Origin of the sequence: Shewanella sp. 4_MG-2023, from assembly GCF_030548015.1 — a bacterium.
Taxonomy (GTDB): Bacteria; Pseudomonadota; Gammaproteobacteria; order Enterobacterales; family Shewanellaceae; genus Shewanella.
In genome coordinates this window covers 25,175-51,298 of sequence record NZ_JAUORL010000030.1, presented here as the reverse complement: position 1 = coordinate 51,298, position 26,124 = coordinate 25,175, and the positions used below count along the sequence as shown (strand labels likewise).

The 26,124-nt window shown below is 41.9% G+C and carries 21 protein-coding genes and 1 riboswitch; of the genes, 12 read left to right on the top strand and 9 right to left on the bottom strand.

The window, feature by feature from the left end:
- Positions 1 to 6: 6 nt before the first annotated feature.
- From Q4546_RS15345 to Q4546_RS15335, 3 genes are all read left to right on the top strand, one after another.
- Complete coding sequence (locus Q4546_RS15345; protein WP_102475507.1) at positions 7 to 1,089, top strand: efflux RND transporter periplasmic adaptor subunit; 1,083 nt, start codon at positions 7 to 9, stop codon at positions 1,087 to 1,089.
- The gene (locus tag Q4546_RS15340) at positions 1,086 to 4,178 is read left to right on the top strand and encodes an efflux RND transporter permease subunit (RefSeq protein WP_303446545.1); all 3,093 of its coding nucleotides are present in this window, start codon (positions 1,086 to 1,088) and stop codon (positions 4,176 to 4,178) included. Before Q4546_RS15345 ends, Q4546_RS15340 begins: the two co-directional genes overlap by 4 nt.
- A gap of 155 nt (positions 4,179 to 4,333) precedes the next feature.
- Positions 4,334 to 4,669 carry a Fis family transcriptional regulator gene (locus Q4546_RS15335; RefSeq protein WP_102437170.1) on the top strand — a complete coding sequence of 112 codons (336 nt, stop codon included), beginning with the start codon at positions 4,334 to 4,336 and terminating at the stop codon, positions 4,667 to 4,669.
- Between the two features lie 122 nt (positions 4,670 to 4,791).
- Here the strand turns inward: Q4546_RS15335 and fadE are convergent, their stop codons facing one another.
- Positions 4,792 to 7,239, bottom strand: a complete 2,448-nt coding sequence (gene fadE / locus Q4546_RS15330; RefSeq protein WP_102437172.1) for an acyl-CoA dehydrogenase FadE — start codon at positions 7,237 to 7,239, stop codon at positions 4,792 to 4,794.
- Between the two features lie 240 nt (positions 7,240 to 7,479).
- On the opposite strand from fadE, the gene Q4546_RS15325 reads away from it, so the two are divergent.
- Positions 7,480 to 8,259, top strand: a complete 780-nt coding sequence (locus Q4546_RS15325) for a class II glutamine amidotransferase (protein ID WP_102437174.1) — start codon at positions 7,480 to 7,482, stop codon at positions 8,257 to 8,259.
- Here Q4546_RS15325 and Q4546_RS15320 read toward each other — a convergent pair.
- From Q4546_RS15320 to Q4546_RS15310, 3 genes are all read right to left on the bottom strand, one after another.
- Positions 8,242 to 9,045: a DUF3108 domain-containing protein gene (locus Q4546_RS15320; protein ID WP_241901099.1), complete on the bottom strand. Its 804-nt coding sequence runs from the start codon at positions 9,043 to 9,045 to the stop codon at positions 8,242 to 8,244. The two genes, Q4546_RS15325 and Q4546_RS15320, sit on opposite strands and share 18 nt — an antisense overlap.
- A gap of 23 nt (positions 9,046 to 9,068) precedes the next feature.
- The gene (locus Q4546_RS15315; RefSeq protein ID WP_102437176.1) at positions 9,069 to 9,413 is read right to left on the bottom strand and encodes an MGMT family protein; all 345 of its coding nucleotides are present in this window, start codon (positions 9,411 to 9,413) and stop codon (positions 9,069 to 9,071) included.
- Positions 9,414 to 9,588: 175 nt separating this feature from the next.
- Positions 9,589 to 10,269, bottom strand: a complete 681-nt coding sequence (locus Q4546_RS15310) for a hemolysin III family protein (RefSeq protein ID WP_102475510.1) — start codon at positions 10,267 to 10,269, stop codon at positions 9,589 to 9,591.
- A 260-nt stretch (positions 10,270 to 10,529) separates the two neighbouring features.
- Here Q4546_RS15310 and Q4546_RS15305 point away from each other — a divergent pair, with 260 nt between their 5' ends.
- The 8 genes from Q4546_RS15305 (at position 10,530) to Q4546_RS15270 (ending at position 19,707) form a co-directional block, all read left to right on the top strand.
- A complete protein-coding gene (locus Q4546_RS15305; RefSeq protein WP_303446544.1) occupies positions 10,530 to 11,879 on the top strand; it encodes a hypothetical protein in 1,350 nt (449 codons plus the stop codon).
- A 225-nt stretch (positions 11,880 to 12,104) separates the two neighbouring features.
- Positions 12,105 to 12,204: riboswitch (TPP riboswitch) on the top strand.
- 255 nt (positions 12,205 to 12,459) lie between these two features.
- A complete protein-coding gene (gene thiC, locus Q4546_RS15300) occupies positions 12,460 to 14,526 on the top strand; it encodes a phosphomethylpyrimidine synthase ThiC (protein ID WP_303446543.1) in 2,067 nt (688 codons plus the stop codon).
- A gap of 2 nt (positions 14,527 to 14,528) precedes the next feature.
- Positions 14,529 to 16,334, top strand: coding sequence for a thiamine phosphate synthase (gene thiE, locus Q4546_RS15295; protein WP_303446542.1), 1,806 nt, complete (start codon positions 14,529 to 14,531; stop codon positions 16,332 to 16,334).
- Positions 16,331 to 17,164, top strand: coding sequence for a HesA/MoeB/ThiF family protein (locus Q4546_RS15290; RefSeq protein ID WP_102531838.1), 834 nt, complete (start codon positions 16,331 to 16,333; stop codon positions 17,162 to 17,164). The genes thiE and Q4546_RS15290 overlap by 4 nt, the downstream gene beginning before the upstream one ends.
- Before the next feature lie 22 nt (positions 17,165 to 17,186).
- Positions 17,187 to 17,390, top strand: coding sequence for a sulfur carrier protein ThiS (gene thiS / locus Q4546_RS15285; protein WP_102437188.1), 204 nt, complete (start codon positions 17,187 to 17,189; stop codon positions 17,388 to 17,390).
- A gap of 2 nt (positions 17,391 to 17,392) precedes the next feature.
- Complete coding sequence (locus Q4546_RS15280) at positions 17,393 to 18,157, top strand: thiazole synthase (protein WP_102437190.1); 765 nt, start codon at positions 17,393 to 17,395, stop codon at positions 18,155 to 18,157.
- 95 nt (positions 18,158 to 18,252) lie between these two features.
- The gene (gene thiH, locus Q4546_RS15275; protein ID WP_303446541.1) at positions 18,253 to 19,362 is read left to right on the top strand and encodes a 2-iminoacetate synthase ThiH; all 1,110 of its coding nucleotides are present in this window, start codon (positions 18,253 to 18,255) and stop codon (positions 19,360 to 19,362) included.
- An 81-nt stretch (positions 19,363 to 19,443) separates the two neighbouring features.
- Entirely contained in the window at positions 19,444 to 19,707 is a 264-nt protein-coding gene (locus Q4546_RS15270; RefSeq protein ID WP_303446540.1) for a chemotaxis protein, read from the top strand.
- Between the two features lie 69 nt (positions 19,708 to 19,776).
- On the opposite strand, the gene Q4546_RS15265 is transcribed toward Q4546_RS15270, so the two are convergent.
- From Q4546_RS15265 to Q4546_RS15245, 5 genes are all read right to left on the bottom strand, one after another.
- On the bottom strand, positions 19,777 to 20,679 hold the full coding sequence (locus Q4546_RS15265) for a LysR family transcriptional regulator (RefSeq protein ID WP_303446539.1): 903 nt from the start codon (positions 20,677 to 20,679) through the stop codon (positions 19,777 to 19,779).
- Between the two features lie 86 nt (positions 20,680 to 20,765).
- Positions 20,766 to 21,911, bottom strand: a complete 1,146-nt coding sequence (locus Q4546_RS15260; RefSeq protein ID WP_303446538.1) for a DUF3541 domain-containing protein — start codon at positions 21,909 to 21,911, stop codon at positions 20,766 to 20,768.
- Positions 21,889 to 23,694: a hypothetical protein gene (locus Q4546_RS15255; protein WP_102475515.1), complete on the bottom strand. Its 1,806-nt coding sequence runs from the start codon at positions 23,692 to 23,694 to the stop codon at positions 21,889 to 21,891. Before Q4546_RS15255 ends, Q4546_RS15260 begins: the two co-directional genes overlap by 23 nt.
- A complete protein-coding gene (locus Q4546_RS15250; RefSeq protein ID WP_076536381.1) occupies positions 23,657 to 24,613 on the bottom strand; it encodes an alpha-L-glutamate ligase-like protein in 957 nt (318 codons plus the stop codon). The genes Q4546_RS15255 and Q4546_RS15250 overlap by 38 nt, the downstream gene beginning before the upstream one ends.
- Positions 24,613 to 26,118, bottom strand: coding sequence for an inactive transglutaminase family protein (locus Q4546_RS15245; protein WP_102437200.1), 1,506 nt, complete (start codon positions 26,116 to 26,118; stop codon positions 24,613 to 24,615). The genes Q4546_RS15250 and Q4546_RS15245 overlap by 1 nt, the downstream gene beginning before the upstream one ends.
- Positions 26,119 to 26,124 lie beyond the last annotated feature (6 nt).

Sequence of the window (26,124 nt, the reverse complement as noted above, 5' to 3'; positions counted from 1 at the left end):
ATCCCGATGAAAAAAATAATAATTCTCCTCGTTGCGTTACTGATAGGCTGGTTTACATACCAATCTATGAAGCCTACTGAAGAGGCCAAGGTGCGTGCTAAACCTATCCCAAACGTTGTTGTTGCTAAAGTGGCGATGTTGCCAGTAAGAGATGAGGTTGAGGCAATAGGAACCAACAAAGCGTTTGAGTCTATTACTATTACACCAAAAATCACTGAGAAAATCGCAGACATTAAATTTAACGATGGAGATGTGGTTAAAAAAGGCGATTTGCTGGTTCAATTACGTAACCGCGAGCAGCTAGCCAAAGTTAAAGCCGCTGAGTTTAAAGTCAGCGATAATTTACGTGAACTCGACAGAATTCGTAGTTTGGTTACCAGTAAAACGGTAGCAGAACTTGAGCGAGATAGATTACAAACCTTAATCGATACGACCCGCGCTGAGCTTGAGCAAGCTAAAGCTGCTTTGGGTGATCGCGCCATTCATGCACCATTTAGTGGTCGCTTGGGACTAAAGCTTGTCAGTGTCGGCAGTTTAGTGTCACCAGGTACCCAAATATCGACCTTAGATGATGTCAGTAAAATTAAACTTGATTTCTCAGTGCCAGAGCGTTTTATCCAACAACTCAAATTAGGTAAAACCGTTGAAGCGAAAGCGATTGCTTATCCAGATCGTATATTTAAAGGTGTGGTCACATCTATTGATACAAGGGTAAACCCAACAACACGTGCTGTGGTAGTTCGCGCTATTATTGCCAATGACGATGCAGCGTTATTACCCGGCATGTTGATGAAAGTTAAACTGATTAAACAAAATCGTGAAACCTTATTATTACCAGAATCTGCCATCATTCCTATTCAATCAAAACACTATGTATACACAGTTAACGAAGAGAATATTGTCGAGCGAAAAGAAGTCACAATAGGCATTCGTAATCGAGGTTGGGTTGAAATTCTTGATGGTGTCGGAATTGGTCAATCGGTCATTATCCGCGGGTTATTAAAAGTAAGACCGGGAGATGAAGTCACCACTCAGGCTGCAGAAGCGTTTAACTTTGCCAATGTCGCTGATGTGGAGAATGCGGCATGATCCTCACTGACATTTCCGTAAAGAGGCCGGTATTTGCTTCTGTTATTAGTATTTTAATTATTATTCTTGGCATGGTGTCATTTGATAAGTTACCTCTTAGAGAATACCCCAACATTGATCCACCGGTAGTATCGATTGATACCAATTATCGCGGCGCGAGTGCTTCAGTGGTTGAAAGTCGCATTACCCAATTAATTGAAGACAGGATTAGCGGCGTTGAAGGGATCAAACAAATTACCTCAAGTAGCCGTGATGGACGCTCTTCTATCACCTTAGAGTTTAATATCAACCGTGATATTGAAGCGGCGACCAATGATGTTCGAGATAGAATTTCAGGGTTACTGGATAACTTACCAGAAGAGGCAGACCCACCAGAAGTAGAAAAGTCCAATGGTGGTGATGAAGTGATCATGTGGCTTAACTTAGTGTCTGATCAAATGAACACATTACAGCTAACAGACTATGCCCGACGCTATTTAGTCGATCGATTTTCAGTTGTCGACGGTGTTGCCAACATCCGTTTAGGTGGCGGTAAAGTTTATGCCATGCGAGTGTGGATAGACAGACAAGCTTTAGCTGCGCGTAAACTGACCGTAGCGGATGTGGAATCTGCGCTGCGCTCAGAAAACGTTGAGCTTCCGGCGGGTTCTATTGAGTCAAAAGAGCGCCATTTTACTGTCAGGGTTGATAGAAGCTTTAGAACCGCTGAAGACTTTGCCAGCCTGGTTATTACCCAAGGTGATGATGGCTATTTAGTGAAGCTTGGTGATGTGGCTAAAGTGCAAATTGGCTCAGAAGAAGAGCGGATAATGTTCCGCGGTAATACTGAATCAATGATTGGCTTAGGGGTATCTAAACAATCAACCTCAAACACCTTAGAAGTCGCCCGTGCTGCCAATGCGTTAGTCGATGTTATTAATCCGACATTACCAGCAGGAATGGAGATTAAGCGCTCATACGACAGCTCAGTATTCATTGAAGCGTCAATTAAAGAGGTGTACCAAACCTTATTTATCGCGATGCTATTAGTGATAGTGGTGATTTATCTGTTCCTAGGCAGTGTGCGCGCGATGTTAATTCCAGCGTTGACTGTTCCAGTGTCGTTAATGGGGACTTTTATTGTTTTATATTCATTAGGTTATACCATTAACTTACTGACTTTGCTGGCGATGATCCTTGCCATTGGTATGGTGGTTGATGATGCCATTGTGATGTTAGAAAATATTCATCGCCGTATTGAGCAAGGTGACTCACCGCTTAAAGCGGCCTATTTAGGTGGCCGTGAAGTTGCTTTTGCGGTAGTTGCGACAACATTGGTATTAATTGCCGTGTTTATGCCGATCACGTTTTTAGAAGGTGATTTAGGTAAGCTGTTTAAAGAGTTTGCAGTTACCATGAGCGCCGCAGTGATTTTCTCAAGCTTAGTCGCATTAACCCTAAGCCCAATGATGTGCTCTAAGTTGCTTAAACCCGCCGGTGAAAGCACTTGGTTAGTACGTAAAGTCGATGACGTGATGGATAAGTTATCTGCTATTTATCAATCGCATTTGGTGAGTGCGATTAAAAAGCCCTATCTTATCGGCGTAATTGTCGTGGTGGCTTTTGCGTTAAGTGGCTACTTGCTTAAACAAGTACCTCAGGAATTTGCCCCTAGCGAAGATAGAGGCTCAATGTTTTTGGTGGTTAATGGCCCTGAAGGAGCAAGCTTTGAGTACATTGAAAAGTACATGGATGAAATTGAAGGCCGTTTAATGCCATTAGTTGAATCGGGTGATGTGAAACGCTTATTGATCCGCGCTCCTCGTGGTTTTGGTCGCTCAGCAAACTTTTCAAACGGCATGGCGATTATCGTTTTAGAAGATTGGGCCGAGCGACGTCCTGCCAGTGAAATTATTACTGATATTCGCGCTCGAATTTCGGACTTAGCAGGGGTCAGGGCATTTCCCATTATGCGTCAAGCCTTTGGCCGTGGTGTCGGTAAGCCTGTGCAGTTTGTATTAGGTGGTCCAAGTTATGAAGAGTTAGCTTTATGGCGAGACATCATCATGGAAAAAGCTAAAGAAAATCCGATGTTAACCGGGCTTGATCATGATTATAAAGAAACCAAACCTCAACTTAGAGTGTCAATTGATAAAGACAGGGCTGCTGATTTAGGGGTGTCAATATCACATGTGGGCAGAACCTTAGAATCGATGCTGGGCTCACGTTTAGTGACGACCTTCATGCGAGAAGGGGAAGAATATGATGTGATCATTGAAGGTAATCGTGAAAATCAAAATACTGCTACGGATTTAGAAAATATCTACGTGAGATCTGATCGAACCGGCGAGTTAGTGCCACTATCGAATATTGTCACTGTAGAAGAGTATGCTGATGCCAGCTCTTTAAATCGCTATAACCGCATGCGGGCGATCACTATCGAAGCAAACTTGGCTGATGGCTATAGTCTAGGTGAAGCGTTAGATTATCTTAATGATTTATCCTATACCTATTTGCCTGCTGAAGCGGTGATTAGTTATAAAGGGCAATCGCTGGATTATCAAAGTTCAGGCAACTCCATGTACTTTGTGTTTATCCTAGCGTTAGGTATTGTGTTCTTAGTATTGGCGGCGCAATTTGAAAGTTATGTGCATCCTATGGTGATTATGCTTACAGTACCTCTGGCTACGCTAGGCGCATTAATTGGCCTATGGTTTACCGGACAAAGTATCAATATTTACAGTCAAATTGGTATTATTATGCTGGTGGGGCTAGCGGCTAAAAATGGTATTTTGATTGTTGAATTTGCCAACCAATTGCGTGACAAAGGCATTGAGTTTGAACAAGCAGTCATTCAAGCCTCATCCCAACGTTTAAGACCGATCCTCATGACCGGTATTACCACTGCAGCTGGTGCTATTCCATTGGTGCTATCAAGTGGTGCGGGCTCTGAAACACGTTTTGTGATTGGCGTGGTAGTGTTATCAGGTATTTTGTTAGCAACCTTCTTCACCTTGTTAGTGATCCCGGTGGCTTACAGTATCTTTGCCCGAAACAGTAGCTCGCCTGAAGCGATTGCCAAGCAACTAGAACAAGAGTTAACGACTTAGTGACAATCTGCTTAAGTGAATTAGCTGTTATAAACGCTATGTTGACTTAAGCACTTCAAAAAGCCAGTTGTGAATAGTCACAACTGGCTTTTTTATGTCTGTATAGTGACAACTCAGTGACAACCCTATAATTCAAAGCTAATCGAAGGTTAACGATGAAAAAATCCGACAAGAAACGTGATAACCAAATTCGTCAGCAGTTAACACTGGTGTGTGATTTATTAATGTCAGAGTGTGAGGGCTTTCAATGGCTCACGCATTCGGTAAACTACACCGCTTTTCCTAAATCGTTAAAAGTGATTTGTGTATTTAGTAATGAGGCGCAAATAACCAAGGTCAAATTAGCCAAGCAAGATGCGTTTATTGTGCAGATGATAAGCCATTATTTACAGGCTGTTTCTGTGGAGATAACTGCTGGGCAGATTGTATTAGACAGTGAAGCGGCATGTGATAGTCAACATGAGGGTAATTGGGCAAAGCGTTTAACTTAAGTCATTATTATTTTTGCTTAACACTAGGGTAATTAGCGCAGCTTAACTTGGGTTTACAGCAAATAAAAAAGGGAAAGCAATGCTTTCCCTTTTGGTATTTTTAGTTAGCTTTAAAAAGTGAGTTAAGCCGCTTTAACTTGCTTGGCTTCACTAACAACCTTTGCTTCAAGCTCTTCAGGGTCAAAGTCATCAACATTGATTGACTTCATACGACCAATTTCAGCTCTTTCAAGTAAGGCCACTTCAGTATCACTTAACACACCTAAGGCTTTACCTTGTGCAGCGACTTTATCTAACCACATAAATGGTAGGCGTTTACCGGCAGCTTTACAGACTTTGTCGTATAAAGGCTCTGAAGCTAAAATATCTAATAAAGTTTGCTCTTGAATACCTACCGCATTGTGCTCTGAAGCTGTCCAGAATTGGCCTTGGCCTAAACGGTCACGACTGGCACATGGCGTTTGCATAATTTTAGACACTTTATGGTCTAATACATCGCTAGGACGTTTTAGTGGGCGACCAAATGGGAAGATAACAGCGCGAAGTGCAATGCCAAGACCCATAGGGAAGTTATCCAGTAAGTCATCTAAAGATGTTTGTAGTTTATGTAGTGAATCTTCTACAGCCCATTGAACTAACGGTAAATCTTCAGTTAAACGACCATCATCTTCATAACGCTTAAGCGTTGCAGACGCTAAATATAGCTGACTTAATAAATCACCTAAGCGTGCTGAAATGCGTTCTTTACGCTTAAGGTTACCGCCAAGTGTTGCCATCGCTAAATCCGAAAGCAGGGCTAAGTTAGCACTGAAACGATTCATCTGCTGATAATAACGTTTCGTTTTATCATTATAAGGTGATTTGGTGAAGCGGCTAGAAGTAACGCCCATCCAGAAACTTCTTACAAAATTAGACATCGCAAAGCCAATATGACCGAAGATGGCAGCATCGAAGTTACTTAAGCCTTGACCCGATGTGGTATCAAAAGCAGATTCCATTTCAGCTAATACATATGGATGACAGCGAATAGCGCCTTGTCCATAAATAATCATAGAACGGGTTAAAATGTTGGCACCTTCAACGGTAATTGCAATCGGCGCTGCTTGATAACCACGACCCAAATAGTTATTTGGACCTAGACATACACCTTTACCGCCGTGAATATCCATGGCGTCGATAACACACTTTTGCATTCTATCGGTTAAATGGAATTTAACGATGGCAGAGATAACTGATGGCTTTTCACCTAGACCAATCCCCACAGTAGTTAATGAACTTACAGCATCCATCAAGTAAGCATTACCGCCAATACGTGCCATTGGCTCTTCAATACCTTCTAATTTACCGATAGGTAGTTTGAACTGACGACGAATTCGAGCGTAAGCACCTGTAGCTAATGCAGCTGTTTTAACGCCACCAGCAGAGTTTGACGGCAGGGTAATACCACGGCCTACAGAGAGACATTCAACTAGCATGCGCCAGCCTTGACCGGCCATTTCAGGGCCACCAATGATAAAGCTCAGTGGCACGAATACTTCGTTGCCACGAGTTGGACCATTTTGGAACATACAGTTCAATGGGAAGTGACGACGACCGGTTTCAACCCCTTGAATATCAGTAGGGATAAGGGCACAAGTAATACCTAAATCTTCGGTATCACCTAATAAGCTGTCAGGGTCGCGTAATTTAAATGCCAAACCTAATACTGTCGCCACTGGTGCTAAGGTAATGTAGCGTTTGTTCCATGTTAGTTTCATACCTAACACTTCTTCGCCTTCCCATTCACCTTTACAGACGATACCAAAATCAGGGATCGCGCCAGCATCACTACCAGCTTCTGGGCTAGTAAGTGCAAAACAAGGCACTTCAAGACCTTTAGCTAAACGCGGTAAATAATGATCTTGTTGTTCAGTCGTACCATAGTGTTGCAGTAACTCACCAGGGCCTAGAGAGTTTGGTACCCCAACCGTTGATGCAAGTTCACTACTCACGCCAGCTAATTTTTGCAATACACGTGACTGAGCATAAGCTGAGTATTCAAGACCACCGTATTTCTTTTTGATGATCATGGCGAAGAAGCCTTCGTCTTTTAAGTATTGCCAAACTTCTTGTGGAAGGTCAGCTAGCTCATGTGAAACCTGATGTTGGTTAACCATTTTACACACAGTTTCAACTGGGCCATCTAAAAACGCTTGCTCTTCAGCAGTTAAACGCGCTTTAGGGTAGTTATGTAATTTATTCCAGTTAGGGTTACCAGCGAATAAGTCAGCTTCCCACCAGGTTGTACCTGCTTCAATGGCTTCTTTTTCAGTGGTAGACATTTCAGGCATGATGCCTTGATATACTTTAAGCAGTGGACGTGAGATGAAATTCTGACGAAATGATTTAACATTTAAAGGTAATGCTAAAACTATATAGACAACCCAAGCTAGACTGCCAACAATATCTAATACACTACCAATTAACATTACAACTGCTGCTGCAATTGTTGCTGTTAATAACGACACCCGCAAGTAAGTTGCTGCGCCGAGTACCGCGATCATGGCGATGATCCAAATAAGTGTCTCCACTGTCTTTCTCCTTAAAAGTGTTTAATATTTAAACACCTACAAATTAATGATCCTATTCACAGAACTGACCGTGGTCTGACCTGTATCACATAAAATTAAACCTAACTGGCGCTGATTACAAGTTATTTCAAACAATTGTTTAAAATATTTTGTTTAATAAAAATGCCAATTTTTTTCTGCACTAGGTACAATATAAATTACGTAATATTTTGAGTTAATTATATTTTTAAGGCGTGTTTCATGTGTGAGTTACTAGCGATGAGCGCTAATGTCCCAACGGATATTGTATTTAGTTTCACAGGCTTAGCTGAAAGAGGTGGTGTTACTGGGCCACATGTTGATGGTTGGGGGATCACTTTTTATGAAGGCAAGGGCAGCCGCACCTTTAAAGATGCTCGTCCTAGCAGTGAATCCCATGTCGCTCAGCTCATTAAATCTTATCCAATCAAAAGTGAGATTGTCGTCAGTCATATTCGTCAAGCAAACCGTGGCTGTGTTGCGCTGGAAAATACCCATCCTTTCACCCGCGAGTTATGGGGCCGATATTGGACTTATGCCCATAATGGACAGTTATCAGACTACCAAAATAAGTTTCAAGTAAATCATTTTCAGCCTGTTGGGGACACCGACAGTGAGCTGGCATTTTGCTGGATTATGGAACAGGTGTTAGGTGAGTTTGGTCATACGCCACCCGATGACATGAAACAGGTGTTTGAATTTGTAGCAACGCTGGCTGATGACATTCGAGCTTTAGGTGTTTTTAATATGATCCTAAGTGATGGTGTCGATTTAATGAGTTATTGCACTAATAATTTGTGCTTCATTACCCGCCGTGCGCCTTTTGGCAAAGCCAAATTAATCGATACTGATGTGGTTATTGATTTTAATAAAGAAACGACACCCAATGATGTCGTTACAGTGATTGCTACTCGTCCGCTGACAAAAAACGAACAGTGGCATATTTTACAGCCTGGCGAATGGAAGTTATTTAGGCAAGGCGAATTACTGATTAACAGTTAATCCAGCGTTTGCTTTAGTAACAGCTGTATCGGATTCTATTGCTTGCTGAATTTGATAATTATCTAATTGAATATCAAGCTGCTTACTACCTTTAGAAAAATGACTTAAACGCACGGGTAAGTAGTTTAATTCTGGCGCCATCCAAAAAAAGGTTTGGCGCTTTTTACTTTTTCGTACCACTTCTATTTTTACGGTTTGATAAGTGCCACTGTCTAATATCACTTGTTCTTTGCCGACAATTTTAAATTCATAATCATCAAACTCTTTTTCTTTGACCATTTTGTATTTAAGCAATTCGGGTTGGCGGTACATATCCATTCTAAATATTAATTGAGATACCAAGGGATCGTAGATATCCTCGGCAAAGGGTAATTTCTCTCTTTCGTCTTTATATATGGTGTGGATAACGCCTTGTCCAGCAGCAAAGGCGGTTTGCTCTGTGTAGTCAGATCCGGTGCCGCTACGTTTACTCATATAGCGGATGGGCTTAACCTTGCCATCTTCGAGTTTGAACTCACTATTAAGATTACGCACATCCGATAGCATTAATAAGCTGATATCGCTATCAAAGCGATAGTTATAGTAGCCATTATCACTTTCAGGCAACTGGTAGCGAGCTTTACCGAGTTCGATACTGCCATAGAACACCCGATATTCAGCAGAGTGAGGGGTTAATGCTTTGAGGTACTCGAGGTTTTCCTTGTCATCAGAAGCGACAGCATTAGGGGCCTGAGACAATGTAATGACAATAATATTGGCTAATAAAGCGGTGAATTTTCTAATCAAAGTAATACCTACCCATGCAATATTTAAAAAGGTAACGACATGACAAGGGTTGCAATGTCAGGGCGCCATTCATATTTTGACAATGAAACCTTGCCTTGGTTCACTTCTACTCCATCTGATCTTAGTCGCTGTTGCTGATTTTGGAAATGAATAGAATTGACTTTAAAAGAAATTTTTCCTTGGCTGTTAATCACTCTATACCAAGGTAAGTTTAGGTTATCGGGGGCGTCTTTGAGTGCTTTAGACACATACCTGGCTCTACCTGGTAGCCCAGCTAAGTCAGCCACTTTACCATAAGCTAAAACATGACCTGTGGGGATCATATTTACAATAAACCAAATTCTTTGCTTTGGGCTAAGGTTTTCCATTGATGGCTTTTGATCAGGTATGGGATGATAATTTATTGTAACCCGCTTTGGTGTTGCGAGTTAAGTAGACAATAGTAAGTATTCAATAGCCAGCTTATGAGCAATACTTTTTGAGTGAGTTTATAACAGTGAGACGAAATACTGACAGGGTTAATACTGTGGATATAAAGCAGGTTTATATGACTGTTAAATAAATACACAAGAAATGAGACAAGGCGCCTGCAAGTACAAATAAATGCCAAATAGCATGATTATAAGGAATACGCTTATTGACATAAAAAATAACCCCGATGCTATAAAAAGCCCCACCTGCAAGTAATAGGTTAAAGCCTAAATCTGACATGCCTTTGATTAAATCTCCCATGATGGTGACACAAAGCCAGCCCATAACAAGATACAAAATAACACTTAGCCCTTTGAAGCGGCCAATAAATAAGGTTTTAAAAATAATACCGCCTAAGGCTAATAACCATATTGCAGTTAGTATTAGCGTAGCACTATCATTTTGAAGGCTAATTGACATTAAAGGTGTGTATGTACCAGCAATAAGCAAATAGATTGCACAGTGATCAGCCATTTTAAAGCGTTTACGCCATAAGGGGCTTTTACTGGAATGGTATAAGGTTGAGGCCAGAAAAAGCATAATAATACTTAATCCATACACAGTGATCCCGATAGTGTCAGCGATATTAAGTTGGCCATTCGCTTTTATTAGCATTGCAATTAGCGCGGCGATACCCGCAAGTACCCCTATACCATGGGTGATACTGTTAGCTAATTCCTCAATCACACCATAGTCTGACTTTGATGTAGGTGTTGGTGCTAATGTTTGATTAGCATCTAACTCAAGTGACATAGTTGCATACAACCTTGTTAAGCAATTTACATTGAGTCTACCAGCAATATTCATAATAGGCCATGACTTTAGCTTACACGTGTAAGCTTAAGTTTGACGCTATGATAACTGTCTGATTTTGTGGGGAGTCGTGTGTCATCGACATAAATTAAATGAACTTAATGGCTTTTTTATCATCTAGTTTATGGTCAGCTTGTGGTTGAAGTCTGATCTAGCACGATTTATATCCAGTGATTCAAAAGCGACAGGAGGCGCGAGTAATGAACCAAGGTGGTGATAAACATTTAACACAAGGATTGGCAGCAAACACTAATTTTGAACCGGGTGCTAGTGGAAATTCGACAGGCTTAAATGGCACACAAGTTTCACATGGACAGCTTTACATAAATGCAAGCCGCCAAGAATCTGCGGTTGAAGTGATAGATTTCTGTGATCATGTTGTGATGTTACAAACGGTGAATGCAACTAGCACTGAAGTAACTAGCACTGAAATAATGAGCACTGATGTAATTAAAGCCCAAACATTACCGCTGATCTGTGGGCTGATCGACAATCAAAATAATCACGGTCGCTTTTTAAAACAAAATTCTGATAACGAGTTTAAAAAGATACTGACATCACCATCGAGCATTATTGTTGCAGGGCTACATGTTGTGCTGGTGTTTATGCTATTTTCCTTAGCTGATAACACCATTAGCCATTTTGTCGAGATCAGCCGTGAACAAGCCGTTAAAGCTGCGACATCTGAAAGTAACAACCAAGAAATAAAAGCCTACTTTTTAACGGCTGAGCAAATTACCCAGCTAGCTAAGACCCTGCCAAGTGAACAAGCCTTGATTGAAGAGGTCGTCAGTGAAGTCATTACCAATGAAGAAATAATCGATCAAACTATATCGAACAAACAAAGTACTAATAAGGTTGTCGATACAAGAGCGCCTGCAGTTGCAACTAGCCCAAAAGATACTGTCAATCAAAAGGCAATTTCCCCAAAGCCTATTGACCAAAAAGATATTGACCAAAAAGCTGTTAACCAAAAGCCCATTGACTACAAGCCCATAATTGAAAAATTGCCAATAGCAGAAGCAGTGCAAGCCGAAACGCACCAGTTCGATTGGTCTTCAGTTGATAGCATGTATCTGCAGCAGCAAAAAGATAGCAGTAACGAACATCTATTTAAGCCACAATTGTTTAATGAAACCATCTCAGAGGCCAATACCATAACAAGCGACAATTTATCGGCCATCAATCAAGCTAGCCATTCCTTTATAAATAAACTCAATCAACAACAAGTTAATCAGCAAATAAGTCAGCAAGCCCATTTAGCGACTTCTGTTAGTGGTGCCAGCACCAGTGAGTTAACCCCTGAAATGGATGATATAGAGTTAATAGTAATAGAAGATAAGCGCCAACCAACTACCCTCAATCATCGTTTAGATCCAAATAGAATTGTTAAGATTGGTGAAACTTGCCATCGATTGGTGGCACTACCAACCCAAATTAACCCTTATGCCGAAGGCTTAGATTTAGGACACCCATGTGAAGGAGGCAAAACAAAAAAAGCACTAGATAACGCCATTCAACAACGCTTATCGAAACTTAAATTACCTTGAACTGTTCAGACTTTCACAAAAGATTTATTTCAACAACATCAAAAATGAATAATATTTATCAAATTTATTTATCAAATTATTTCTGTGTTAATTGGGCCTTAATCGCTTGGTTGTAAATTAAATCCATATATAACAGTATTTTAATTAGTGAAATAATTTAACTCATATTCCAATTCGAAAATTGTCAAAGACTTGTATTTTATTAAATAAGCTGACTATACTGCAGCCATCTTGTCGGAGTGCCTTTATGGCTGAGACCGTTTATTCGGGATCCGTTGAACCTGATCAGGCTAGAACCTGCGAAGGAAACAAGCAGTTAATTTGCTTATTTTTACCCTACAGTCAGCAGCAATTTCATAGTGAATGGCTGCGTGGCTAGATCATAAATATTAGTGCAAAATAAAAGATAGAATTAATTAAAGCAGAGTTATTGCTGAAGTTAATTTAACCCGCCATTTGCCGATATTTAAGGTCCAAAGTTAAGGTGTAAATTCAAGTCAATTACAGAGTTAATGTTAACTCGCTCGTCATCAACAATTCTCCAGGCAAGCAACTCTATTTTTTTATTTTGAGGTTGCTTATGTCAAATCGTCGTGAAACCCGCGCTCAAGCGCAAAATTTTATTGAAACCCTAAAACCTTTACAGCACCCAAATTCTGAAAAGATCTATCTGAGCGGATCCCGCCCCGATCTGTTAGTGGGCATGCGTCAAATTCATCAAAGCGATACTATCCTTGGCGGTAGTGAAGATGCGCCCGTGACTGAAGCCAACCCAGCCATTAAAGTTTATGATTGCGCCGGTGCCTATTCAGATCCTGATGCTGAAATTAATGTCCGTTTAGGCTTAAACAAGTTTCGCCAAGCTTGGATTGAAGAGCGCGAAGATACAGAGCAACTTGATGGAGTTAGCTCTGACTTTACCCAACAGCGTTTGGTTGACGACGGTTTAGATCATTTGCGTTTTGAAGCCCTTGTTCGCCCTAAAAAAGCCAAGTCAGGCCGCCGCGTTACGCAAATGCATTACGCTCGTAAAGGCATTATCACACCTGAGATGGAATATATTGCCATTCGCGAGAATATGGCTAGAGAGCAAGTCACTGATGAGATTTTGACTCAAAAAGCCGCCGGTGAAGCTTTTGGCGCTCACATTGGCCAGCCTATTACCGCTGAATTTGTCCGTGATGAAGTTGCCCGCGGCCGCGCCATTATCCCGTTAAACATTAATCATCCAGAAGCTGAGCCAATGATCATCGGGCGTAACTTTTTAGTCAAAGTTAATGCCAATATCGGTAATTCAGCGGTAACCTCGTCCATCGAAGAAGAAGTCGAAAAGCTAGTTTGGTCAACGAGATGGGGCGCTGACACTGTAATGGATTTGTCTACGGGGCGCTATATCCATGAAACCCGTGAATGGGTCATTCGAAACTCTCCTGTCCCCATTGGTACAGTGCCCATCTATCAAGCGTTAGAAAAAGTAAATGGTGTCGCTGAAGACCTAAATTGGGACATTTTCAAAGATACCTTGATTGAACAGGCAGAGCAGGGCGTCGATTACTTTACCATCCATGCTGGGGTACTGCTGCGTTATGTACCAATGACGGCAAAACGTCTTACTGGCATCGTTTCTCGTGGTGGTTCCATCATGGCAAAGTGGTGTTTAAGTCACCATAAAGAAAGTTTTTTGTATGAGCACTTTAGAGAGATTTGCGAAATCTGCGCTGCCTACGATGTGTCATTGTCATTAGGCGATGGTATGCGGCCCGGCAGTATTGCCGATGCCAATGATGAAGCGCAATTTGCTGAATTAGAAACCTTAGGCGAGCTGGTTAACATTGCTTGGGAAAATGATGTGCAAACCATCATTGAAGGCCCAGGCCATGTACCGATGCAGCTCATTAAAGTGAATATGGAAAAGCAGCTTGCCCATTGTGATGAAGCGCCTTTTTACACACTCGGCCCACAAACCACCGATATTGCGCCAGGTTATGATCACTTCACCTCAGGGATTGGGGCGGCCATGATGGCTTGGTATGGCGTGGCCATGCTGTGCTATGTCACTCCTAAAGAGCATTTGGGTTTACCGAATAAAGAAGATGTTAAACAAGGGCTTATCGCTTATAAAATTGCAGCTCATGCTGCCGATGTGGCTAAAGGTCACCCTGGTGCGCAAATTCGTGATAATGCCTTATCAAAAGCAAGGTTCGAATTTCGCTGGGAAGATCAATATAACTTAGGCTTAGACCCAGATACCGCTCGTGCTTATCACGATGAATCGCTCCCCCAAGAGTCTGCCAAAGTTGCGCATTTTTGTTCTATGTGTGGGCCAAAGTTTTGCTCAATGAAAATCACTCAAGAAGTGCGTGAATACGCTGCAAAGCAAGCGCGTGATCAGTTACAAAAGGTGAACGTGCTTGACGCTAGCGAATTTAAACACCTGCAGGCACACTCTAATCACAATGTTAATTCCGTAGACGCAAGTGCAGATATAAGCGTTAGTAGCGGTGTAGATATTCAATCAGCCATGGCACAAAAGTCAGCTGAATTTAAAGCCACAGGCTATGCAATTTATCATCCGTTACCTTCTAAGCCAGACACAGCAACAAGCGCAGATTTAGCTGTTAAGACCACTGCTGAATTAGAGGCTTAACCATGAATGTTTCACAACCACATAGCTTAGAAACCATGTCGCCCATTGTCTGGACTATTGCCGGTTCAGATAGTGGTGGCGGCGCCGGCATACAGGCAGATTTAGCAACTATAAATGACTTACAGTGTTTTGGCTGCAGCACAATTACCACTGTTACTGCGCAAAATTCGGTGGCTGTAACACTAGTCGAGGCTGTGTCAGAATCCATCTTATTGGCTCAGCTAAATACACTTGCTAGCGATTTAGCGCCAGCAGCCATAAAAATTGGCTTAATTGCCAATCAACAACAATTGGTACTCATTGCTCATTGGTTAAAGACATTTAAAAGTCAGAGTTTAGCTAACCAGCTGATCCCGATTATTTTAGATCCTGTCATGGTTGCCAGTAGTGGTGATAGCTTAAATGAGCGCGCAAAAAAGCCGTTAGATTTTAGCCCTTTTAAAGGTCTAATTAGCTTAATTACCCCTAATGTTAGGGAGTTACACACGCTGACTGATACTAACAGCGTGGAATTTGAACCTCAGTGCACAATTAAAAGCCAAAGCCTAGACTCAAGTGATGGTTTTTATAGTGCGGCAGCGCAACTGGTTAAACAGCTTCATTGTCATGTACTCGCCAAAGGCGGTGATGCAGTGTGGCAACAAACCAAAGCCAATGATTTGTTCATTTGCCGCAAAGTTCACGGTGTGAGTGACGCTCATCAATATCAAGCTTATTGGCTTAATAGCGAGCGAGTTAATACTGGTAATAACCATGGCACAGGTTGCACCTTATCCACTGCGATAGCGTGTTTTTTAGCACATGAATACGTACTCCATGATGCCGTTGTGATGGCTAAAGCTTATGTATTAAAGGGACTAGTGTGCAGTGAATCTTTTGGTAAAGGCGCAGGGCCTGTGGCAAAAACTGCTTGGCCTGATGAAATACAATACTATCCTGAAATTAGTGCAGTTAGTGGCGCTAAAATTAACAATCTAGGCAAAACACAGCCAGAATCAGCTGCTGGTGGAAAGTTTAACGATGGGTTAATAAATACAGCACAGGGCTACCTAGATTGCCGCTTTCCTGCGCTGCATAAGGGCATTGGTGTTTATCCGGTTGTGGATGACGTGACTATGCTGCAAAGCGTGTTAGAAGCCAATTGCACCACAGTGCAGTTGCGGATTAAAAATAAAGGTTTTAATCAGGTCTCCAATGATGCTCATCAAACCACGTTAGTACAAGATATTAGCCGCGCCATAGCTCTGGGTAAGCAATATAACGCCCAAGTGTTTATTAACGATCATTGGCAATTGGCAATACAACTTGGCGCATTCGGGGTTCATTTAGGTCAAGAAGACCTTGAGTTAGCCGACTTAAATGAAATTTCAGCGGCAGGGTTAGCCCTAGGGTTATCTAGCCATAGCGTATTTGAAATTCTATTAGCTCATCAACTAAGCCCATCCTATATCGCTTTAGGGCATATATTTCCAACGACTACTAAGGTGATGCCGTCAAAGCCTCAAGGCTTAGCGAAATTAGCACGCTACAGTGCATTACTTAAAAACGTATGCCCAAGCGTGGCTATCGGCGGTATCGATGCAAGTGTAATTTCAGATATTAAAGCCACAGGGGTAGATAGTATTGCCGTGGTCAGAGCCATTACTGAGGCTGAAAACCCTGCCAAGGCTTATTTATTGCTAGAGCAGCAATGGCATCTAGCGGCTGCACAACAACCTCAGCAACAACCTCAGCAACAGCCAAGGCAATCACATGTAAAATCCCACAAGCCATCAGTGAAACAGCTGCAGTGTGAGCCAGTGTCATGACGATTACACAACAGCGTCAAGCTAATAAGAGTGGGCTCACTTCCAAGCAGTTTATCAAGTATGCCAGTCATATTTTACTGACTGATATGGGTGAGCTTGGTCAGCTTAAATTACTTAATAGCCGGCTACTGATCATCGGAATCGGTGGTTTAGGTCACAGTGTTGCCCAGCAATTGGCCGCCGCGGGAGTTGGAGAACTGATATTGATGGATCATGACAAGGTAGAGCTTTCAAATCTGTCGCGGCAATTACTTTTTAACGAACAAGATATTGGTTTAAGCAAAGCGCTACTTGCCAAAGATAAGTTAGCAGCAGCCTATGAAGACGTAAATATCATGGCAATTGAGCAGGCCTTTGGCGCTGATACAGATGGTGCAAAATTAGTTGAATCTGTCGATCTGGTGTTTGATTGCACTGACAACTTTACTAGCCGCTTAATGATTAATGAAGTTTGTGTTCGTCACGCTACAGGGCTAATTAGCGCAGCGATTTCCGCTAATGATGGGCAATTATTTTGCAGCTCAACTGACTATCCGCAAAGGGGCTGTTATCAATGCCTGTACCCACAAGATACTCATGTTTCACAAACATGTGTATCAATGGGGGTTAACACTGCTGCTGTTCAAACGGTTGCATCAATGCAAAGTTTATTGGGGCTAAATTGGTTAACAGCCGATGACTTAGGCAAAGGCCAGCTAGCGGGTAAGTTACATGTGTTTAATGCTAAAAGCTTGCAATGGCAGATTATACAAATGAATCAAGACCCTAAATGTAGTTGTTGTAGCGCAGCTATTACAGCGTCAACAAATGACGTCAACTCATGCAGATAACTTTACCGCAAAAGGATTAAACATGATTGAAATTGAATTTAATGGCCAACCAGAGCAGTTGCAACAAGCGCCAAGCTTATTAGCGCTAATAGAGTCTAAACAACTTAATCCCAAAGCACTGGCATTAGTGCTCAATCAACAAGTTGTACCAAGAAGTCGCTGGCAGGCCATTCAATGCCAGCCTAATGATAAAGTAGACGTCTTTTCAGCTGTAGCAGGTGGGTGATTATGTTAACCATAGCCGGACATCAATTTGAGTCTCGTTTATTTACAGGTACAGGAAAGTTTAGCGATGCTAACACTATGCTAGCTGCCATTGAGGCCTCTAACTCACAATTAGTGACCCTCGCAATGAAGCGTATTGATCATAGTAAAGACTATGATGACTTGTTGACGCCATTACAGCAAATGGGAGTTAAGTTATTACCCAATACTGCAGGGGCAAGAACCGCTAAAGAAGCTATTTTTGCAGCAGAACTTGCCAGTGAAATGCTTGGCACAAAGTGGATCAAACTTGAAATCCATCCAGATCCGAAATACTTGATGCCAGATGCTATTGAAACCCTTAAAGCTGCCGAAGTCTTGTGTAAAAAAGGCTTTATTGTGTTGCCTTATGTTCATGCAGATCCTGTGCTGTGTTACCGGCTAGAGGAAGTGGGCTGCGCCGCTGTGATGCCGTTAGGCAGTCCTATCGGCAGTAATCAAGGTTTAGCCACTGAGCCTTTTTTAGAGATGATCATTGAGCAAGCTAATGTGCCGGTGGTTGTTGATGCTGGGATTGGCGCACCTTCGCAAGCTAGCCGAGCAATGGAGCTGGGCGCAGATGCCGTGCTAGTCAATACTGCGATTGCCAGTAGTCAATCTCCCATAGTGATGGCGCGGTGTTTTGATTTTGCGGTTAGAACCGGTCGTGATGCCTATACCGCCGGACTTGGCAGTGTTACCAAACAGGCAGAACATACTAGCCCGCTGACGCAATTTTTACATCTGTAAGCCAGATTATTCCCTTACAGGTGAATGATTTGGTTTGAGTAATTTAACTTTGAATGCGGTTGGTTCAACAAATTAAGATAATAGAGTGGCGCACCATGAGTTTTGTCGAGCAATTTAAACAGCTAGATTTAATCGATTTATCAATGCGGATTAATAGCAGCACTGAAGCTGATGTGCAACAAGCATTACAGCGCCCCCAAGGTCATATTGACAGTTTAATCGCGCTTTTATCGCCTGCAGCATTACCTTTTTTAGAAACGATGGCGCAGCGGGCATATCAGATAACCCGGCAACGCTTTGGGGCTAATATTGGTTTATACCTGCCATTGTATTTATCTAACTTGTGCGCAAATGAGTGTGACTATTGCGGTTTTTCTATGAGTAATAAACTCAAACGAAAAACCTTAACAGAGACCGAATTATTAGCTGAAATTCAAATCATTAAACAGCGAGGTTTTGATTCAATATTACTGGTTTCTGGAGAACATGAAACCAAAGTAGGCATTGAATACTTTAAAACCATCTTGCCACTGGTAAAACAGCATTTCAGTTATGTAGCAATCGAAGTACAGCCTTTGGCGCAAGATGATTACGCCCAGCTGGTGGGGTTAGGGCTCGATGCTGTGATGGTATATCAAGAAACTTATCATCGCCAAACCTATGCCAAGCATCATACCAGAGGTAAAAAACAAGACTTTACTTATCGGCTCACTACACCAGAAAGGGTCGCGGCGGCTGGGGTTGATAAAGTGGGATTAGGGGTATTGCTCGGATTAGACAGTTGGCGCGTAGATGCGTTATTAATGGGCTATCATTTGGCCTATTTAGAAAAACATCACTGGCGCAGTCGTTACAGTATTTCTTTACCGAGATTAAGACCGTGTACCGGTGGAATTAGTCCTAAAGTCGAATTAACTGATGTGGGCTTAGTGCAATTGATCTGTGCGTTTCGATTGTTTAACCCCCAGCTTGAAATTAGTTTATCTACCAGAGAAACCCAGCAGTTACGTAACAACTTATTGCCTTTAGGGGTGACTCATATCAGCGCTGGGAGCTCAACCCAACCTGGTGGTTATCAAAATCCCAACACCCAGTTGGATCAATTTGAAATCTCAGATGAGCGCAGCGCGGTGCAAATAGTGCAGCAAATACAAAAGTCAGGGCTTAACCCAGTATGGAAAGATTGGGAGACAAACTGGTATTAGTTTTTAAATTGGTATGCATTTTATCACGACTATTCAATGTGATATAACTTGCTATTAGGTTGTTTCAAAAGGAGTTGTATCATGGAAATAGCATCAAGTTTTACCCTCGGTGTTCAAGGACTGCAACAGGCGCACAATGATTTAGCGCAGGCGACCACGGCGGTAGCCATCCCAGAAACGCTAAGTTCTGCCTCAGTACAAATAACTGCAGATAGCGTCACGCTTAGCTCGCAAACAGCGGCCCTGATTGATGCTCAGCAAGCTATCTCTCACGCCGAGGTTGCAGTAGATGTGATAAATGTCTGGTCTGAAAACATTGGCACCATAATCGATGTCTCAGTGTAGAACTCAATGTAACTTGAGCTGGCATTAATGACTTTGAGTATCATTAAAGCTAAATAAATCAGTTATCTATCAAGGCTTGTTTTGGTCAATATCGTGCTGTAATAAAATTAAAGATTCTAACAATTTACTGGCAGGCCCCTGATTATCTCGGTTAGGGATAACCAAAGTTAATGCAATTTTACGACTTTTACTGCCTTTAAGAATAAGCCTGGCGAGCTTACCTTGGCTAATATCATCCTCGACCAAATAAGCGGGCGCCCAACAAAAGCCAATGCCACTTTGTAACACGTTTTTTGCTTCGTGAAAGTTTGATACTGTCCAGCGCTGCTCTGACTTTAACCAACCAGTATCTACTGATTTTTCAGTTGCAGTGTCTTTAATGACCACTTGTAAGTGCTGCGCCAGCTCTGTTTCATCGGCAACAATACCGCACTGGGTTAATGGATGAGTCGGACTGCATACAAGGTATAAGTCTGACTCACACAGGAACTCGGCAATATGGCCTTTTGCAGGAATACCGCAAATAGCGATATCGGCGATGTTATTGTCAATTAATTCTTGTGTGCCTGTGATCACCGAGTCAATGACAGTCACTCGGGTCCCACGGCTATCGGGCCAAAAGGCTTTTAAGGCGTCCACAAGAAATTGCATTGGATAGATGATTTCGCGGGCAATGGTCAAGTTGGGCTCCCAGCCTTGTCCTAAATTGCTCGCAAGTTGCTCAAGTTCATCAACGGTTTGGGTTAAGTGACGTGAGCGCCTGAGTAGTACTTCACCTTGCTGCGTTAGGTAAGCTTTGCGTCCCTTTACTTCAAGTAATTGAATCCCAAGTTGGTTTTGTAGTTTAGCCACAGCGTGATTGAGCGAAGATTGGCTTTTATTCAGCTTTTCTGCTGCTTGGGCGTAACCACCAAAGTCCACTACAGATTGAATAATTCGCCATTGCTCAAGTGTGGATTTTGCTCTATTCATACAAAACTCATTAGTTTACAGGTCAATATTAAAAAGAGCGTATCACACAGTGATACGCTCTTGAAGGCAATCGAGAACGCGCTTAATTACTTAGCGCTAGGTTTCTCTTTTGTATTGCTGTTAGTTTTAGTGAGATCTTTAGGCGTCACTTGCACCGGCAAATACTTTTTCGTCGCTTTTATTTCAGCAAGGTAAGGGCCTTTATGCAGCTTCTCTGGCCAATCAAGAAGCATCATCGCCAATACATTGCGGTGTTCGCCTGACACCATATTGGGATTACCACGAGGTGACGGGATCAGTTGATACTCAGGGATAAATGACGCCGCAATATGGTTTTGAGTCTTTTTAACCACAGGATGGTTTGGCTGACCCGCTAATAAAAAGCTAATGCCGACTTCTGAAATAATGTCATCGGTTGCATCAGTTAAGATCCGATCAATGTTGTTATTGAAGTAATCTAAAATCCATTGATAATCTTTGGCGTTAACTTGCTCTTGATAATAACCACTAGAGGCAAAAATAAAGTGTGTCATACCATATAGCTTGTTTCGGTACTGCTTTTTATCAAGATTGTTGTCTTTATCGTCAGGATAAGTCTCGATGAACGCTTGTTTATATACCTCGACATAATCCCCCACATTTAGCTGTTTAGCCCAGTAAACATAATTCACTAACTGCGCGGCCCATGATGTGATCATTTTAGGATCAGTCAAAGCTGGGGTTAAATCATAGGCTTTTAAGCCTTTAATCATTTGCTCATGACATGGCCCCATGAAACCCAGTTCATCGGTGCGACTGGCATAGCGCAATAAAATATCGCTATAGAAAATAAACTCTGGAAACGGCTTAAGGGCTTTTTTACGCGCTTTAGCACGAGGACCTTTACCTAACACGCTAATAGCTTGTTCGGCTTCATCTTTAATAAAATTAGGTTTATCCATATTACAGGCAAAGTAGTTTTGTCTTTCTGTAATGGTGATCAAATCAATTAAAGCGGCATTAGCGTACTTTTCATCACCAGTCATGCGATACATACGTAAACCATAATGCCCTTGAATTCGAGGTGGCAAGGAATACATATTTTGTTCAAGGTTAAGCTGAATTGCGCTTCGAACTTGCTGGTGAGTTAATTGATGGTTATCTCTGGTTTCAGCAAAGCTGCTGGCACAAGTAAGTAGCAACGAAAAGCTGATTAAACTGGTTAAGGATTTAAATTTTCGAATTGCCAACATTAAAGGCTCTCCTGATGATTGATGATGGATCAGTCGGTGGATTAAGTATAATGCTCATTTGTTGGATTAGGGATAAATTATCTTCATTAACTACCAAAATATCAAAAACTTGGCGATTTGTTATTGAAGCGTTAGTGTCTGTATTAATCAAATTAACTAAATTTTGTTGCCAAAGTGGGTGATAGTAATCGAGCCCTTCATTAGCTATGCCGTTAAAGCTATAGGCCATATTTTTTGCATCCGGCCATTGTTGATTAAAACTCGCCTGAAAAGCCTGATTGATGGCGCTATTTAGTTGTTGATTATTTATATCATCCCCTTGCTGCTCAGAGTTTAAATAATACCAAGCGACTTTGCTGCGAAATACCCTAAGTTGCTGTCGATAAGACTCAGCAAATTGCTCTCTCGCTGAAGGGGTTAAATAGGCTAATTGGTGTTGTAGATGACTGCTTAACCAATAATAACCTAATAAATAATTATCTGTTGATACTCCAAGCTTATTTACCAAATAGAATTGGCTGCCTCGAGTCATAGCAGTAATGGCCTCGCTGAGGCTTTTCACCAGTTGCATTGCTTGGCGCCGATTAGATAAATATTTTGGAAAAACCACGCTCGCTTGGGCAAATTGCTGACCGATCACCGGATACCTAATGATATTCGCCATCGAATGCTTACTTGTATGGATATAGAGTTCACCAACTAAACGCTGCTGATGCCACAAGCGATAAGTTGTAATTGGTTCTGATGGTTCATTGACCGTTGCAGTGCCATTGCCAGTACTCGCGGTGGTATTGGTTTCATTAGTGGACGACATATCAGCTTGCACTTGGAGGGGAATCGCTTCGAATTCAAGCCCCAGAGGCGTTAATACATCGACAACTTGCTGAAATAAATCACTACTGTTTTTGGGGCCAAGATAAGGGGTATTTTTTATCTGACTAAGGGTTTTACCGATATTCCAAGGCGCTGTATTAATATTATTGGTTTGGCTTTCTAAGAAGGATAATAACAGCTGATTTGTTAATAACGGCTTTGTTGATAATGATTGGGTTGCCTGTAATGGCGCGCTTTGGGCTTCAGCTGAAGCAATGCTGGGCTCAGGCGCTGAAACTTGCTGCTTAATGGTTTTAATTGTCGCTAATAACTGCTGATTTTTACTTTTTGCCCGTGCTTGATAGGCCTGCCAAGTGGTTTTTCGGCATTGCTCATCTGGTTGTAAAAGTAAGTATTTGGCTAAACTGATCTCAAAAGCAGAGTTTGTATCATCGCGGTTGGTATCTAACTGGCATTGTGCGTTATTAAATACCAATTTCAAATTACTATTACTAAGGTTTCGTCTTATCGTTGCCTGTGCATTGTGTAACTGTGATTTGGTATCGATATCAAGTTGGGCTAGTGTAATCGCGTTAATTTTATTGGCTAATAAAGAGTAGGGCATGTGGCTATCTTCAAGCTCAGCGATAAAACTGGATAATTGAGGCGCTGTTAACAATGCTGATAATTCATCAGCTAAATGTAATTGGCACATTAATAGCCCTTCACGCTGGTTATGAGTGGCTAAGTGGCGGTAGTAATTTAAACGGTCGTTAAAATTGTTAAAGCCTAAGGTTAATTGCTCAAACTGTAATGTTTGGTAAGGGGTTGTTTGCTTTAAATCTAGGGATGCTAAAGACGGTTTGTATTGCAAACATTGTTGCACAAACAGCTGAAGAGGATTGGCAACTGCTTGCGCAGTTGCCAATAAACTAAAAGTTAGGATTACTACAGAAATGCTTTTTGGCATAAGCCACACGTTCTTCCACTGAAACGGCAGGGCCTTTGATAGACTCAACATGTTGCAAGCGTTGTAAAATCCCTCTACCGTTTGCGGTTTGAATTGCAAGTCCTGGTCGAGCATTTAGCTCCAGTAGTAATGGACCTCGCTGCTTATCCAAAACCATATCGGTTCCTAAATAACCCAGTTCACACATTTCATAGGCACTGGATGCGGTATGAAGCAGGGTGTCCCAGTTTGGGACTTGAATTTGTGACAATTCAAATTGAGTATCAGGATGCTTTAAAACAGGTTCATCAAATTGAACAGCAAACAAACTTTTGCCTGTAGCAATATCTAAACCGACACCGACAGCGCCTTGGTGCAAATTAGCTTTGCCATCAGAAGCAGCTGTTGAGCAGCGTAGCATGCCCATTACTGGATAGCCTTTAAACACGATTAAGCGGATATCAGGCACGCCTTCGTAACTAAAACCATCAAAAACCGGATCGAACTCAATCAAGCCTTCAACAATGGCGACATCAGGGGTGCCGCCTAAAGAAAACAACCCACTTAAGATGTTGGAGACATGGCGATAAACTTCAGTCGGCGTCACTTCATCGCCATTAGGTTTATAATAGCGACCGCCTTCCACTTTAGTGATCACCAAAATCCCTTTACCGCCAGAACCTTTTGCTGGCTTTATCACAAAGCCAGTACGGTCGATGACCATTTGCGGAATATCATTGATTTTGTGCTGCTCTTCAACAACACCAATCAAGTCAGGTACGGCAATACCATTGGCTAAAGCTAATTGCTTGGTAATCAGCTTGTCATCCACGCGTTTGTAATATTTACGAGGATTATATTTTCCAATGTAATCGATATTACGCTTATTCATATTTAATACGCCTTTGCGGCGCAGCTCCCAAGGCCAGGCAAAGTTCATTACTGATCTCCAGCCAAAGGTTTAAAGCGTTTAAGCTCTGTGAGACGGTAGCCAGTGTATTGGCCCATCACTAACACCATTGCTAAAATCACTAAGTGAATACCTAAGAAGTTAAATACCCAATATTGGATCCAACTGTTACTCATAGCAAGGTAGGCTAAGGTGGCGACAAACAAGCTACCACCGCCGGCCATCACTACCGCTTTAGGGCCTTCTTCTTCCCATAAAATTGACATACGTTCAATGGTCCATGCCAAAATGATCATCGGGAAGAAGGTAATGGTTAAGCCTTCACTTAATCCCACTTTATAGGAAATAAGCGTAAACAAGCCGATAATAAATATCACTACAATAATGACCGCGGATATTCGGGATATGAGCAATAAGTTAAGTTGCGATAAATAGGAGCGGATCATCAAACCAAAGGCGACAATTAACAAGAAGCCAATTAAGCCGGTCAATAATGTGGTTTGAATAAAGGCTAATGCAATCAGTACCGGCATAAAGGTACCTGATGTCTTGATACCGATAATCACTCTTAAGAACACCACCACAAGCACGCCAATTGGGATCAATAAAATCCCTTTGAAGGTACTTTGTTCTTCTAGTGGTAATTGGTACAAAGAAAAATCCAGTGCATCTGAGTTTTTCATCATATCGATAGAGGTTGCCAGTGCTGAGCGTGTTTCTTGCAACATTGAAAAGTTAACTTGCGAGTTACTGCCACCAACAACATCTAACACCGATTGGTTATTGTGTTGCCATAAAACCAAGTTATCAGGACGGCCTTGTTTGTTGCCTTCAACATCAAATAAAACCCATTCACCATTATGATAAACCTGCACATAAGGATTGAGTTGCTGACGACGACGTTGGTCTTCTAGCATTAGACCACTCACTTGTTTTGCAGGAACGCCTTTAGAGTGCAGCATTTGCAAAAACAACTGGGTACGAGTGTTAACTGATAATAACAGTGCTAAATTCTGCGATTGATTAGTGTCGTTAATCACTGACATTAACTGCTGTGCGTAAGAAAGGTTATTAGCACTGCGCTGCCATACATCGTTCATGATTTGGTCCGCGGCGCCTTTTTCAGTGACTTGCCATAAAAAGGGTTCTGGTGTTTCAGGTACTTCATCTTGGGTGACGTCAAGTTGACCTGTCGGTACCAGTGTTACACGGTAATATAAGGATTGACGTCCAGAGGATTCACGAATTGACCAAACTGCTCTTCTGTCAGCCCCTTCTGAGATATTTAGACCATATCCCGGTGAGGTAGCATTTTCTGAAAGTACATCAAATGCAGGATCTTGTGGCAAAGAGAGTGATACTTCGGTTGGGTTATTATTACCATTAAACATCACTTTTGCTTCCACTGACCAGCTTTGAACCTGCTGACCAGGAAGGAAAGGGACGTTGTGTTCAACGCTGCGATAAATACTGGCTGCAGTACCGAATATAAATAATAACGCGACGAAGATAAAAAACGGTTTACGTGAATGCATTAGAAG

Excerpts from the sequence above, each read along its gene's own strand:
- Q4546_RS15255 (WP_102475515.1), bottom strand. The coding sequence starts at position 23,694 with ATGCCAAAAAGCATTTCTGTAGTAATCCTAACTTTTAGTTTATTGGCA.
- Q4546_RS15250 (WP_076536381.1), bottom strand. The coding sequence starts at position 24,613 with ATGAACTTTGCCTGGCCTTGGGAGCTGCGCCGCAAAGGCGTATTAAAT.
- Q4546_RS15345 (WP_102475507.1), top strand. The coding sequence starts at position 7 with ATGAAAAAAATAATAATTCTCCTCGTTGCGTTACTGATAGGCTGGTTT.
- Q4546_RS15335 (WP_102437170.1), top strand. The coding sequence starts at position 4,334 with ATGAAAAAATCCGACAAGAAACGTGATAACCAAATTCGTCAGCAGTTA.
- Q4546_RS15315 (WP_102437176.1), bottom strand. The coding sequence starts at position 9,413 with ATGGAAAACCTTAGCCCAAAGCAAAGAATTTGGTTTATTGTAAATATG.
- Q4546_RS15310 (WP_102475510.1), bottom strand. The coding sequence starts at position 10,269 with ATGTCACTTGAGTTAGATGCTAATCAAACATTAGCACCAACACCTACA.
- Q4546_RS15325 (WP_102437174.1), top strand. The coding sequence starts at position 7,480 with ATGTGTGAGTTACTAGCGATGAGCGCTAATGTCCCAACGGATATTGTA.
- Q4546_RS15280 (WP_102437190.1), top strand. The coding sequence starts at position 17,393 with ATGTTAACCATAGCCGGACATCAATTTGAGTCTCGTTTATTTACAGGT.
- Q4546_RS15245 (WP_102437200.1), bottom strand. The coding sequence starts at position 26,118 with ATGCATTCACGTAAACCGTTTTTTATCTTCGTCGCGTTATTATTTATA.
- Q4546_RS15265 (WP_303446539.1), bottom strand. The coding sequence starts at position 20,679 with ATGAATAGAGCAAAATCCACACTTGAGCAATGGCGAATTATTCAATCT.
- thiE (WP_303446542.1), top strand. The coding sequence starts at position 14,529 with ATGAATGTTTCACAACCACATAGCTTAGAAACCATGTCGCCCATTGTC.
- thiS (WP_102437188.1), top strand. The coding sequence starts at position 17,187 with ATGATTGAAATTGAATTTAATGGCCAACCAGAGCAGTTGCAACAAGCG.
- thiH (WP_303446541.1), top strand. The coding sequence starts at position 18,253 with ATGAGTTTTGTCGAGCAATTTAAACAGCTAGATTTAATCGATTTATCA.
- Q4546_RS15260 (WP_303446538.1), bottom strand. The coding sequence starts at position 21,911 with ATGTTGGCAATTCGAAAATTTAAATCCTTAACCAGTTTAATCAGCTTT.
- Q4546_RS15340 (WP_303446545.1), top strand. The coding sequence starts at position 1,086 with ATGATCCTCACTGACATTTCCGTAAAGAGGCCGGTATTTGCTTCTGTT.
- Q4546_RS15290 (WP_102531838.1), top strand. The coding sequence starts at position 16,331 with ATGACGATTACACAACAGCGTCAAGCTAATAAGAGTGGGCTCACTTCC.
- Q4546_RS15270 (WP_303446540.1), top strand. The coding sequence starts at position 19,444 with ATGGAAATAGCATCAAGTTTTACCCTCGGTGTTCAAGGACTGCAACAG.
- thiC (WP_303446543.1), top strand. The coding sequence starts at position 12,460 with ATGTCAAATCGTCGTGAAACCCGCGCTCAAGCGCAAAATTTTATTGAA.
- Q4546_RS15305 (WP_303446544.1), top strand. The coding sequence starts at position 10,530 with ATGAACCAAGGTGGTGATAAACATTTAACACAAGGATTGGCAGCAAAC.